The sequence below is a fragment of the Ruegeria sp. C8 genome (assembly GCF_056537565.1).
The window spans coordinates 410,371-422,934 of sequence record NZ_JBQFRV010000001.1 but is presented as its reverse complement, the minus strand read 5'-3'; the positions used below and the strand labels follow the sequence as shown (position 1 = coordinate 422,934).

The window sequence follows — 12,564 nt, the reverse complement described above, 5'->3', positions numbered from 1 at the left end:
ACAGGTGCAACGTCTGATACAGGCAGGAGGCAGCCGTGCGGCAGTCCAACAGGATGCAAGGTCCGATCCGGGCGCTTGGGGCGATGTCAGGGACGTCAATGGATGGCGTGGATGCCGCCGTGGTCGAAACCGATGGTCATCAAATCTTCAGCTTTGGTGAAACCGGCTATCGCGCCTATTCCGAGGCTGAACGTGCGGTGATCCGCGCAGCCTTGGGTCAATGGCAAGGGGCGGATGTCGAGGTCGCGGGCGAGCTGGTGACCGTGGCCCATGCCGAGGCCCTGTCGGAATTCGAAGAGGTGGATTTGATCGGCTTTCACGGCCAGACCCTTGCGCATGAACCGCGTGGGCGCGGCACCTTGCAGGTGGGCGATGGTGTCGGACTGGCGCAGGCGCTGGGTTTACCGGTTGTCTGGGACTTCCGCAGTGATGACGTGGCTTTGGGGGGCGAAGGCGCGCCTCTGGCCCCGTTCTTCCATTTCGCCTGTGCCAAATGGATCGATGCGCAGGAGCCGCTGTGTTTCCTGAACCTCGGCGGTGTCGGCAACTTGACCTATGTAGACCCGTCCTTTGATGGCCCCGAAGCGCCAGGGGCGTTGCTGGCTTTTGACACGGGCCCGGCAAATGCGCCTGTGGATGATCTGATGCAGGTTCGTCTGGGCCAGCCAATGGATCGCGACGGTGGTGTCGCCCGAGGCGGTACCGTGGAAACCGGTGCGCTCGAGCTGTTTCTGGCCGAGCCATTCTTTGCGCGCATGCCGCCCAAATCCTTGGACCGAAACGACTTCGCCGAGATGGTGCGTCTGGTGCAGGAGTTGAGCGATGCGGACGCGGTTGCGACCCTGACCGCGATGTGTGCCGCGGGTGTGGCGCAGGGGATGCAGCATTGCCCGAAACCGCCCGCGCGCGTGCTGGTGACTGGCGGAGGGCGGCATAACCCCGTTCTGATGGAGATGCTGCGCGTCTCGTTGGATTGCCCGGTTGAGCCGGTCGAGGCCGTGGGGCTGGACGGCGATATGCTCGAGGCTCAGGCTTTCGCCTATCTGGCGGTCCGCGTGGCGCGAGGTTTGCCGACTTCATGCCCCGGAACGACGGGGGTTCAGGCCCTGGTGGGCGGTGGCATTGTCAGCCGTGTCTCGGTGGATCAGGCCAGCTAAGCTGGGAACTTGGACCAAGTGGTTCAAAAGCGGGCATAAATGTGCAACGCTTGTGTGAACGTGTTTCAACAAGGGTCTTGTTTCATGGCGACAAAAGCGGAACTGGAAGCCGAACTTGAGGCGTTGCGGGCTCGTAACGCCAAGTTGGAAGAGAGCGCCGAGGCGGGCGCGGAAGAGAAGGCCTCGACCAAGACCAGCGATGAGATTCGGCGATTGCTGAAGGAGCATGGCGTTGATCTATCCGGGGCCGAGGCCATGGGTGAGGAGGTCGTTGCCGAGTTTGGCCGTTTGCAGAAGGACTATCCGATTACGGTTCTGCTGATTGCGTTCTCGCTTGGGTATGTGGTCGGTCGGGCCAGCAGGTAGAGAGGGTGAGATGAGCAGGTTTAGCAGAAATCTTGTAACGATCTATCGCACGGAACGCCTGATCGCGCGTCGGCGTCTTGCGGTGATGCAGCAGCAGACGATCCTGATGGTGCTGGCGGGTCTCGCGGCGCTGGCTGGTTTGGTTGCCCTGAATGTTGCCATTTTTTTCGCACTGGACGCGTTGATGTCTTCCGCCGGTGCAGCAGCGGTGCTGGCGGCCGGGAACTTGCTTTTGGCGGCGCTGCTTGTTCTGTTTGCGCGGCGGACCAATGTCGAGGATGAAATCGCCCCGGCGGTGGAAGTTCGCGACATGGCAATCGCGGACGTTGAAGACGAGATGGAAGAGATGGCCACTGAGGCGCGTGAGGTGGTTCAGGCGGTCAAAAGTATCGGGGCAAATCCGCTGGGGTCTTTGCCAGCGTTGCTGGTGCCCTTGTTGACCGCGCTTTTGAAGAACCGGGCCGAGAAATAGGGGCATGCGGGGTTGGGGGCGCTTCCAAGCCGTCGATTGCATTTTTGTTGCTACTCGCTCGCACTTGTCAATTGTGGCGAGATGCCTTGGCGCTCCTGCGCCTAGCTGAATGCTAAGGCTATAGCCGCGCTATCAAGCCAATGTGTTCAGGATAATTGGATAGCGCGGATGGCTCCAAAGCCGCCATCCATCGATACGACGAATTGCTGCGTTCGCATTCCGCCTTGCAGGCATTCGAATTGCGTCAGACTATCCGAAGCGCTGCTTCCTGAAACACAGCAAAAAAATGTAGCATTTTATCAGAATACTTTTACCTTGTGGTCAAATTTGGGGGAAGATGAATGCTCGACATCATCATTAGACAAGCCCAACTGCCGGATGGCCGAGGGCCGTTGGATATTGCGATCAAGGGTGACCGCGTCGCAGAAATTGCCCCCAAGATCGAGGCTGAGGCGGGCGAAGTCATTGACGCGGCTGGGCGCTTGGTTTCGCCCCCGTTTACCGACCCACACTTCCATATGGATGCGACCCTGAGCCTTGGAACGCCTCGCATGAATGTCTCGGGTACACTATTGGAAGGCATCGCGCTTTGGGGCGAATTGAAGCCCCTGCTGACACCCGAGGCAGTAATTGAACGCGCCATGCGATATTGCGACCTTGCCGTATCGCAGGGATTGCTGGCAATCCGTTCGCATGTGGATGTTTCATCCACACCTTTGGTTGGCGTCGAAGCGCTGTTGGAGGTCCGCAAGCAGGTCGCTCCCTATATTGATCTGCAATTGGTAGCATTCCCGCAAGATGGCCTTTACCGCGCGGAGAATGCAGAAACATACTTGATCCAAGCCCTTGATATGGGTGTCGATGTAGTGGGCGGCATCCCGCATTTTGAGCGTACAATGTCGGAAGGCGCCCGGTCGGTCAGAAGACTGGCCGAGATAGCGGCAGACCGAGGTCTGAAGCTGGATTTGCATTGCGATGAAAGCGACGATCCAATGTCGCGCCACGTGGAAACCTTAGCCTATGAGACCACGCGCTTTGGGCTTGGCGGGCGGGCAACGGCAAGTCATGTCACCGCAATGCACTCGTATGACAACTACTATGCATCGAAGCTCATACCGCTAATCGCAGAAAGTGGCATGAATGTAGTGCCCAATCCTCTCATCAATATCACGCTGCAAGGCCGTTCGGATACCTATCCGCGTCGTAGGGGGCTGACCCGGGTGCCAGAGCTACGCGCGGCAGGTGTAAATGTCGCCTTCGGGCAGGATTGCACGATGGACCCATGGTATTCGCTTGGCTCCGCCGACATGTTGGAAGTGGCTCATATGGGCGTGCATGCCGTGCCGATGACATCCCGCGCGGCGATGGAGTGGGCGTTTACGTCCGTTACTCAGAATGGTGCCAAAGCAATGGGCTTGCCCGACCCGACGATCCGCGAAGGCGGCCCTGCCAATATGGTTGTGCTGCAAGCGCAGGACCCAATTGAAGCAGTTCGCATGAAAGCCACCCGGCTTGCCGTTATAAAAAACGGAAAGGTGTTGGCCCGCACAGAACCACGAATGGCCGCGCTTTCTTTGCCTGGCCGTCCCACGACCCTGGATCCCGCAGATTACGCGCCCAGGCCCGATACTCAGGAAGCTCAATAACAAGAAGAATTGCCACCAACAGAAGAGGATTTACCGATGAAGCTCACAACAACCCGCCGTCAATTGATGATCGGCGCTGCGGCCACGCTGGCCCTGCCGGCTTATATCCGACGCGTGAATGCGCAATCTGCGATCCGTGTCGCCGGCGTGCACATGTCTCCGGTTGAAAATGCGTGGAACAGTCGCATTCACCTGGCGATGCAGGAAGCTGCTGACGCTGGCCTGATAGAGTATGAGTTTTCAGAAGGCGTAGCGCCGACCGACTATCCCCGCGCGATGCGCGAATATGCCGAGGGAGGTGCGCAAATTATCTGGGGTGAATCTTACGCTGTGGAGCGTGAAGCACGCGAAGTGGCGGGTGACTACCCCGACACTGCGTTTCTGATGGGGTCTTCCGGTGGGCCAGAAGGTGACAATTTCGGTGTCTTTGGCACACGCAACCACGAGGCAGCCTATCTGGCCGGTATGCTCGCGGGTCAAATGTCCGAAAGCAATGTCTATGGCTCGGTCGGTGGTTACCCAATCCCCGAGGTGAACCTGTTGATCAATGCTTTCCGCATGGGCGTAAGCGAAGTGAACCCAGACGCCACCTTCGTCAACGGCTTTATCGGTGCATGGTTCGATCCGGCCCGCGCGCAGGAAGCTGCGATTGCCCAAATCGATGCGGGCGCGGACATACTGTTTGGTGAGCGCATTGGTACTGCGGATGCGGCCCAAGCGCGAGGTGTAAAGGCCATCGGTTCGCTCATCGACTATACTCCACGCTACCCGGGCACGGTTTTTGCCAATGCGATCTGGAATTACGGTCCCACAATCGAGGCCATCGTGGCGGATGTTCAGGCCGGCAACCCAACGGGTCGTAACTACACGGAATATTCCTTTATGGCTCATGGCGGCAATGAACTGATCTATGTCGCCGATGAAGTGCCTGCCGACGCCATCCCGGGGATGGAGGCCAAACAGGCCGCGATTCAATCCGGTGAATGGGACGTGCCGATTGATGAAAGCGAGCCCTCCTGATCCCGAGGGCCTTGACGTGACCGATGCCACGGCTCTTGCAGCTGCCATCGCGGCAGGGCAGATCTCTGCCTGCGAACTGATGGAATCCAGTCTTGCCGCCTGCCACGCAAGGGCGGATTTGGGGGCCGTGGTATATCTGGACGAAGAAATGGCCCGCGATGGGGCAAAGGTGGCAGACGCATTGCCACCAGACCAGCGCGGGCCATTTCATGGGGTTCCCTTTTTGGTGAAAGACCTAGGTGGTTCCGCAAAAGGGTTGCCGGCGGCGGCAGGATCTGTGGCAATCCGTGCGCGATGTCGTAGACCCGAAAGCGACAGCCACCTGCTACACCGTCTTCGCCGAACCGGCCTGATCCCTTTTGGCTTGACCGCAACACCGCCGTTTGGCCTTTCACTGACATGCGAACCCGATGGCGCGGCTGTGACCCGTAATCCATGGAACCCCGCACTGACACCCGGTGGTTCATCCGGCGGTGGCGCAGCCGCGGTTGCAGCTGGTATTGTTGCAATTGCTCATGCCACGGATGCAGCCGGGTCCATCAGGGTTCCGGCTGCGTGCTGCGGCTTGACCGGACTCAAGCCTTCTCGCGGCGCAGTGCCCGGAGGCCCTGATTTTGCCAATCACCTGATGGGCATAGCGTCTGAGTTGGTCCTTGCGCGGTCGGTCCGCGATGTGAAGACAGCCTTTGACGCGGTAGTCCAGCCCATGGCCCCTGTATATCCGCTAGAACGCCCCCGTGTCGCATTGGCCTTGCCGGAGCGGTGCGGTGTCGACCAGTGCAAGGCCGCGAAAAGTGCTGCCGACGCGCTACGCGATGCGGGTTGTGAGGTGCGCGATATTCGTGCCCCTGACCAATTTGGGGATGAGGCTCACGCAATCGCCCGAACCATACTAGGTGTTTCCTTGGCCGAGTGGCTGACTGCGCTCAAGATCACTGATGATGAGATTCCGCCACTTGCCGCAGCCATGGCTGCCGAGGGCCGTGCGAAGTCCGCCACGGCGCTTTTTGCGGCCTCGCGACAACTCGCACGTCTGACGAATCGATCTCGTAAGCTTTTTAAGTCTGCCGATGCTGTCCTGATGCCGATCCTCTCGTCTGCGCCGCCCGTTGTTGGCGCTTTGGATCTGTCCGGCTCCTCCCCAGACGATCACATGGCGCGGCTCGAGGCTTTTGCCCCGAACGCAGCACTTGCAAATGTAGCGGGCTTGTCAGCTTTGGCGCTGCCTTTTGGCATGGCAAATGGTCTTCCAATCGGCGTTCAGCTGATTGGTCCCCCCGGCTCGGATTTAGCGCTGCTGAAACTTGGCGCACTTATCGAAGCCCGCGCGCCCGCAATCCCTTTTCCACACGCAATCGCAGGCCTGACCACATGACCAAGGTTCTGGAACTAAACGGTATAACCAAGCATTTCGGAACACTCACCGCCAATGATGATGTGACCCTCACACTAGAAAAAGGTGAAATTCTTGCTCTTCTGGGCGAAAATGGTGCGGGTAAGACCACGCTAATGAATATCCTGTTCGGCCATTACGCAGCCGACGAAGGCTCGGTCAGGGTGTTTGGCAAAGAGCTGCCCCCGGGTCAACCACGCGCCGCGATCGAGGTGGGTGTGGGAATGGTACACCAACACTTCACGCTTGCGGGCAACCTCACGGTTCTTGAAAACGTAATGCTGGGTTCCGAACCGCTGACGCGCACGCGTTCCGCTCGTGGTGAGGCACGCAAGAAACTGTTGCAGATTTCAGAGCGGTTCGGCCTGCCTGTAAACCCAGAGGCCAAGGTTCGTTCGCTATCTGTTGGTGAACGACAAAGAGTCGAGATTCTGAAAGCGCTCTATCGCGACGCGCGTATTTTGATATTGGATGAACCTACTGCGGTTCTGGCCCGGCCCGAAGCGATGCGCCTGTTCGAGACGCTGCGCGATATGACGAAAGAAGGTCTCTCACTGATCTTCATCAGCCACAAGCTGCATGAGGTCATGGCAGCCTCTGACCGTGTGGCGGTGCTTCGTGGCGGCAGGATGGTCGCGGAACGCAAAACACCCGAAACCACTCCAGAAGAGTTGGCGGAACTGATGGTTGGCCGCAAGGTCGAGCGTCCTGTGCGTCAAGACCATGAGATTGGAGCGCCAGTCCTGATCGCAAAGGATGTGAGCGTAGAAGAAGATGGTGAATTGCGGCTGGATGATATGTCGTTCGCTGTCCATGCCGGTGAAATCCTTGGTATCGTTGGCGTATCAGGCAATGGTCAGTCTTCCCTCGGAGCGCTGCTGTCAGGATTGGCACACCCGAGTACGGGTCAGTTAACACTTTTGGACGAAGATATCGGCCATCTGGGTCCGCGCGGCATGATCCGCGCGGGGGCAGGCAGGGTGCCTGAAGACCGGCATGCAGAAGGCGTTGTGGGCGAATTGAGTTTGTGGGAAAACGCGGTGCTTGAGCGCTTGCGCACACCGGAATTTTCGCACCGCGGCTTTGTTCGACAACGCGCCGCCCGGGATTACACTGCAGGGCTGATCGAACGTTTTGATATCCGCGGCGCCAGCCCCGACACGCGAACAAGGCTGCTGTCCGGCGGCAATATGCAAAAACTGATCCTTGGCCGGGTTCTGACCAATGGGCCGCGCTTTGTGCTCGCAAATCAGCCGACGCGTGGTCTTGATGAAGGGGCAATTGCTTCGGTTCATGCCGAGCTTTTGGCAGCGCGGGCGGAAGGTGCCGCAATCCTGCTCATCTCGGAAGAATTGGAAGAAGCTGTGGCCCTGTCAGACCGAATACAGGCCATCGTAAAAGGTCGCTTGTCAGAACCGATATCGGCGGATGAAGCCGACCCACAACGCCTTGGCTTGATGATGGCAGGTGTCTGGAAGGAAAACGACGATGCGGCTTGAACGACGCTCACATGTGCCGCTGCACCTCGCGATCATTGCACCACTGGCCGCGATCTTTGCTGCATTGCTTTTGGCCGCAGGTCTCATCGCTGCTGCTGACGTAAATCCGCTAGCAGCCTATGGTGAAATGGTGAATGGCGCATTCGGCTCGCGCCTTTCGATCGCCGAGATGCTGACCCGCGCCACTCCGCTTATCTTTACGGGGCTTGCCGCAGCTGTCGCCTTCCGAGCGCGGCTTTGGAACATCGGGGGCGAGGGACAGTTCTTTGTTGGGGCGCTAATCACCGCTTGGATCGGTCATTCACTCGGGGTTCCAGGGTGGATAGGTATTCCGATCTTGATGTTGTCAGGCATGGCGGCAGGCGCGGCCCTGTTGGCAGGGCCTGCCTTTCTACGCTTGCGTTTCGGCGTAGATGAGGTGGTGACAACCCTGCTACTCAATTTCATCGTGATCCTTTTCGTTGGTCTCATGATTGAGGGTCCTATGCGCGATCCGCTGGCCTTTGGGTGGCCCTCTTCGGTGCCCGTAGACGGTGAATACCGCCTTCCGGATCTGATCCCCCGTACACGTCTCCATATCGGGCTGCTTGTTGCTATCGCTGCGGCAGGTGCTGTTTGGCTGATCCTTGCGCGCACTGTTTTTGGTGCTGAAACACGCGCCGCAGGTTTAAATGCCAGCGCTGCTGCTTTTGCCGGAATTTCCCTGCCCCGAACGATCATGGGTGTGGCCCTGCTTTCGGGCGCGCTGGCTGGGCTTGCCGGGTCTGTCGAAGTCATGGGGGTCACTGCGGGTGTCACCACCACTATGAGCCCCGGATTTGGTTATGCAGGCATTGTCGTCGCCATGCTCGCCGCTTTGCATCCGGCCGGAGTGGTCGCTGCCGCTGTTTTCGTCGCCACCGTCTTTGTCGGGGCCGACGCCATGAGCCGTGCGACGGGTGTTCCCAGTTTCATTGCCGATGTGATTGTGGCGCTTTGCCTACTCACCATGATCGTGGCCCTTCTTTTCACAACCTACCGGGTGCGCAGATGAGTGATGCAATTGACCTGCTGCTGAATACCAGTCTTTGGGCTTCCGTGCTGCGTATTGCGACACCGCTCATATTTGGTGTTCTGGGTGCGTTGCTTTGCGAACGTTCGGGCGTGCTTAATCTGGGAATCGAGGGGATCATGACCATGGGGGCGATGAGCGGTTGGCTTGTCGTCTACATGGGAGCACCATTGCTTGCAGGCCTCATTTTTGCAGCGTTTTGCGGCGCGGTGATGGGATTGCTTCATGCCATGCTGACAGTTCCACTAGGGCTTTCGCAACACGTCTCAGGGCTGGGCATAACGCTTTTTGCATCCGCTTTAGCCTATTACTTGTACAGGTTGCTTGTTGAGGTGGGAGATTTGCCCCCTACGATCGAGGCTTTTAAGCCGCTCGATATTCCGGTCCTGTCAGATCTTCCCGTTTTGGGACCGATCCTTTTTAACCAAGCTTTGCCGACCTATCTGGCGCTCGCTGCGGTGGTTGTGATGGCCTATGTTCTTGCCCGCACGCCCTTGGGGTTGGCTATTCGTATGACCGGAGAGAACCCTCATGCGGTTGAGGCGCAGGGGCTGAACCCGATCCGTATCCGTATCGGCGCAGTTGTTGTCGGGTCGGCCTTGATGGCGGTCGGCGGAGCCTTCCTGACCACAACGGCGTTCAACAGCTTTTTCCCGGGCATGGTGCAAGGGCGCGGTTGGATCTGCATCGCATTGGTAGTTTTCGCTAGCTGGCGGCCCAGCAAGGCTTTGATTGGCGCGATGTTGTTCGCTTTCTTCGATGCCTACCAACTGCGATTACAGACAACGGTTGAGGGTGTGCCATATCAATTGTTCCTTATGGCGCCGTATGTACTTTCGATCGTTGCGCTCGTCCTTGTCGCCCGCAGAGCCGAAGTCCCCGCGGCATTGATGGCACCCTACCGACGCGGCGAACGTTAGTGGCATAGTTTCAAACATATTGGCTAGAATACGATAGACTCATCAAATAACCAGCTACTCGACCAGACAACGAAGTGCTAGGCACAAGACCTAGATCACAATCCGGAATTCTCTGCAGAATACCTGTTTTTTCACTCTCCGGCATCATTCAGTCGCGCAGATTGAAAACCGGTCTTAGGGTCATTTGAATGCCTGCCTCCGACTGTCCGACCTGACAAGCTCGCGCACGCGGCGAATGGCCGGTTTCCGCCCTTTTCGATGAACGCTGCGCTGATCGCATTGGTCGTTTTAGGGTTCGAACCAAACCTTCGATTCGGCTGACGCAAATGGCTGCCTTGGGCGATTTTTTCGTTTGTGCTTGGCCACTGCCCGAGAGATCACAATCAGGAGTGATAACTTCTCGAGTAAAACTGAAAGTAAAGCTATAGAAGGCGCCAAAGGGTGCTGCCAAGTCGTCGATTGCACATTTGGTTGGCACCGTATTGCACTTGTCAATTGTGGCCAAATACCTTGGCGCGGCCGCACAAAGCTGAGTGCCTAGGCGATAACCACGCTATCAAGCAAATGTGTTTAGAATATTTGGACGGCGCGGACTGCTCCTAGAGCTGATTGGCTATTGCCGTGGCGAACGTCAGCTTAGAGCCCAAAGTGGACAAACTTCTGTGCTGAATTTGTTGCTCCAACCTAGGCTCTTGAAAAACTATCAGTCGATAGGCCAATCTCAACTGTAAGGCTAATCCCGCGCGCCAACTACGGAACCCTGAATGCGGCTGATCAGAATATGTTTGATTTCGGTGGCGCTGATGGCAGTGGCCATAGTCGGGTTAAGGTGGACCTTTCCACTTCCTGAAGAAAATTTTTCTCAGCCAACGTTTAAGCAAGATGCCGATTGGGACGGACCATTAGGCGCAACTATTAGAAATGCACTTGAGCGTAACCCCAGGCTTGACGGTGTAAGGCCTTTGGGCAATGGACGCGCAGCTTTTGCGGCCCGGGCGATCCTTGCGAGAGAAGCAACATCCTCAATCGATGCTCAGTACTACATCTGGCAAGATGACGTTACCGGCCTGATGCTTCTTGAAGAACTTAGGGCAGCAGCAGAGCGCGGCGTGCGCGTCAGATTGCTGGTCGACGATAACGGTATCTCCGGATTGGATGATTTGCTTGCCGAACTGGACGCCTTGCAACATGCAAAAGTACGCATCTTCAATCCGTTCACTTTGAGGAACCCAAAACTTCTGTCCTATGCATTTGACTTTGGTCGCCTGAACCGGCGGATGCATAACAAGTCAATGACTGTGGACGGGGTCGCCACGATAGTTGGGGGACGCAACATTGGTGACATCTATTTCGACTACGGGGCGGGAACGCACTACCTGGATGTAGACGCGATAGCTATCGGCCCGATTGTGGATGAGGTATCGCAATCATTCGACGCATATTGGAACAGTGCCTCCGCGTACGATGCTGATCTCTTCTTAGACCCTCCGGCGGGAAAAAGCCTGAAGGCAAAGGCGGATGCAGCACGCCAGACTGCGGTTGGTGCAGGCTATCAAAGGGCAATTCAGGATAACGAACTGGCCGACCGGATAGCGGCACATGATCTGAAGTTCGAGTGGAGCGAAGTTACACTTTTTGTCGACGACCCGTCAAAAGGTTTGGGCGAAGTAGAAAGTGAAGACCTGATTGTCGAACAACTTATCGAGTTCGCCAAAACCTCTCAGACCTCATTGGACTTGGTCTCTGCGTATTTCATTCCGGGGGAAAGAGGCGCGGAGGTTCTGGAAGGGTTGGCAAAGTCCGGAGTGAAGGTCCGCGTCTTAACCAACTCACTGGATGCCACGGATGTGATGCCCGTGCACGCGGCTTATATGCGATACAGGGAAGACTTGCTGAACAGCGGTGTAGAGTTGCTTGAGCTTCGAGCTTTGCGGCGTGAACATCGCGAGCGCAGCCTGCCCGAGATGCTGGCTGGATCGGCGTCCGGACTACACGCAAAAGTCTTTGGATCGGATGGAGAACGGATATTTATAGGTTCTTACAACCTCGACCCGAGGTCCGCGCGACTAAATACAGAAATGGGCCTTATGATCGAAAGCCCAACGATTGCTGCGTCGCTTGCGGAGCAATTGAACCGGCCTGAGTTTTCTTACCGCGTCGAACTCAACGAAAGCGGCGAGATGATCTGGCTGCAAGAAGAGCAGGATGGGACAGTCACCATTCACACAGCAGACCCGGAAACCACCGGTTTACAGCGTGCCCTGACGGCCGTTGTCAGGTGGGTGCCGGTCGAATGGATGCTCTAGTCATCAAACGACCGACAATCTGTTGACCCGCAGCCAGAGACACCAGTACGTGATCTGACCTACAGTGAAGTCACAATGGCCCTGGCGTAAGCTTCCATGTCGAAACTGGCACCTCCGGTTGCGTGCCAAACCACGACAGCGTCTTTTCCTGGCAAGACATAGATGCCTTGGCCATTCATCCCACTTTTGTAAAAATCGCCATCGGCAAAAACGGCATCCCATTGGTATGCGTTTGCCATCGGCTGTTCACGGAATGCTTCAGTAAGGTGCGGCCCAAGCGTTCCCTTCATGTAGTTTTCAGCGACACCCGCTGTTTGGATCGTGCCGATCATCTTTTCAGAAACAATGCGGTCTGACGCTGTCTTGTCCCAGCTCGGCGTGTAGAGAAGACCAATCTTTGCCATGTCGATCAATCGGCTGCTGATCAGACCGTGTATGATGCCGTTTGCCAAAAACTATTGGTTTACGCGAATGAAGAAGGCGGCTCCGTTGTCATTTTCAATGACATTGCCGCCTTGGCCGAGTTGCACTACGGTTCCTCCGCCGAACCTCATCACGGTTTGAACAAACGGCTTACCGCAACATTTCGCACGGCAATTCAGTAGCCGCTGCTTGGAAAAAGCAATACAAACCGGATAGCAATTGGCCATCTTTTCGTCGTCCGCTTTGGGCAGATTTTGAAGTTCGCGCTTGGGCAATACCCCAGAGAAAACAATCAGGGGTGACAACTTCTC

The 12,564-nt window shown here is 57.0% G+C and carries 12 protein-coding genes; 10 read left to right on the top strand and 2 right to left on the bottom strand.

Annotation, left to right across the window (positions count from 1 at the left end; all coding sequences use genetic code 11):
• Positions 1–83: 83 nt before the first annotated feature.
• The 10 genes from ACR0KL_RS02115 (at position 84) to ACR0KL_RS02070 (ending at position 11,830) form a co-directional block, all read left to right on the top strand.
• The gene (locus ACR0KL_RS02115) at positions 84–1,157 is read left to right on the top strand and encodes an anhydro-N-acetylmuramic acid kinase (RefSeq protein ID WP_480554533.1); all 1,074 of its coding nucleotides are present in this window, start codon (positions 84–86) and stop codon (positions 1,155–1,157) included.
• Positions 1,158–1,241: 84 nt separating this feature from the next.
• Positions 1,242–1,523 (top strand): hypothetical protein, encoded by a 282-nt coding sequence (locus ACR0KL_RS02110; RefSeq protein ID WP_170676259.1) that lies wholly within the window; start codon positions 1,242–1,244, stop codon positions 1,521–1,523.
• Between the two features lie 10 nt (positions 1,524–1,533).
• Positions 1,534–1,995: a hypothetical protein gene (locus ACR0KL_RS02105; protein ID WP_170676257.1), complete on the top strand. Its 462-nt coding sequence runs from the start codon at positions 1,534–1,536 to the stop codon at positions 1,993–1,995.
• A 341-nt stretch (positions 1,996–2,336) separates the two neighbouring features.
• A complete protein-coding gene (locus ACR0KL_RS02100) occupies positions 2,337–3,641 on the top strand; it encodes an amidohydrolase family protein (RefSeq protein WP_480776596.1) in 1,305 nt (434 codons plus the stop codon).
• A 36-nt stretch (positions 3,642–3,677) separates the two neighbouring features.
• Positions 3,678–4,661 (top strand): BMP family protein, encoded by a 984-nt coding sequence (locus ACR0KL_RS02095; protein ID WP_170676253.1) that lies wholly within the window; start codon positions 3,678–3,680, stop codon positions 4,659–4,661.
• Positions 4,642–6,036 carry an amidase gene (locus ACR0KL_RS02090; protein WP_170676251.1) on the top strand — a complete coding sequence of 465 codons (1,395 nt, stop codon included), beginning with the start codon at positions 4,642–4,644 and terminating at the stop codon, positions 6,034–6,036. Before ACR0KL_RS02095 ends, ACR0KL_RS02090 begins: the two co-directional genes overlap by 20 nt.
• Positions 6,033–7,553, top strand: coding sequence for an ABC transporter ATP-binding protein (locus ACR0KL_RS02085; RefSeq protein ID WP_170638498.1), 1,521 nt, complete (start codon positions 6,033–6,035; stop codon positions 7,551–7,553). Before ACR0KL_RS02090 ends, ACR0KL_RS02085 begins: the two co-directional genes overlap by 4 nt.
• A complete protein-coding gene (locus ACR0KL_RS02080; RefSeq protein ID WP_170676246.1) occupies positions 7,543–8,586 on the top strand; it encodes an ABC transporter permease in 1,044 nt (347 codons plus the stop codon). The genes ACR0KL_RS02085 and ACR0KL_RS02080 overlap by 11 nt, the downstream gene beginning before the upstream one ends.
• Entirely contained in the window at positions 8,583–9,524 is a 942-nt protein-coding gene (locus ACR0KL_RS02075) for an ABC transporter permease (RefSeq protein ID WP_170377319.1), read from the top strand. The genes ACR0KL_RS02080 and ACR0KL_RS02075 overlap by 4 nt, the downstream gene beginning before the upstream one ends.
• 764 nt (positions 9,525–10,288) lie before the next feature.
• Positions 10,289–11,830: a phospholipase D family protein gene (locus ACR0KL_RS02070; RefSeq protein WP_480776595.1), complete on the top strand. Its 1,542-nt coding sequence runs from the start codon at positions 10,289–10,291 to the stop codon at positions 11,828–11,830.
• A gap of 59 nt (positions 11,831–11,889) precedes the next feature.
• Here the strand turns inward: ACR0KL_RS02070 and ACR0KL_RS02065 are convergent, their stop codons facing one another.
• Both ACR0KL_RS02065 and ACR0KL_RS02060 read right to left on the bottom strand, forming a co-directional pair.
• Positions 11,890–12,243, bottom strand: a complete 354-nt coding sequence (locus tag ACR0KL_RS02065; protein ID WP_480776594.1) for a hypothetical protein — start codon at positions 12,241–12,243, stop codon at positions 11,890–11,892.
• A gap of 42 nt (positions 12,244–12,285) precedes the next feature.
• Entirely contained in the window at positions 12,286–12,558 is a 273-nt protein-coding gene (locus ACR0KL_RS02060; RefSeq protein WP_170676241.1) for a hypothetical protein, read from the bottom strand.
• Positions 12,559–12,564 lie beyond the last annotated feature (6 nt).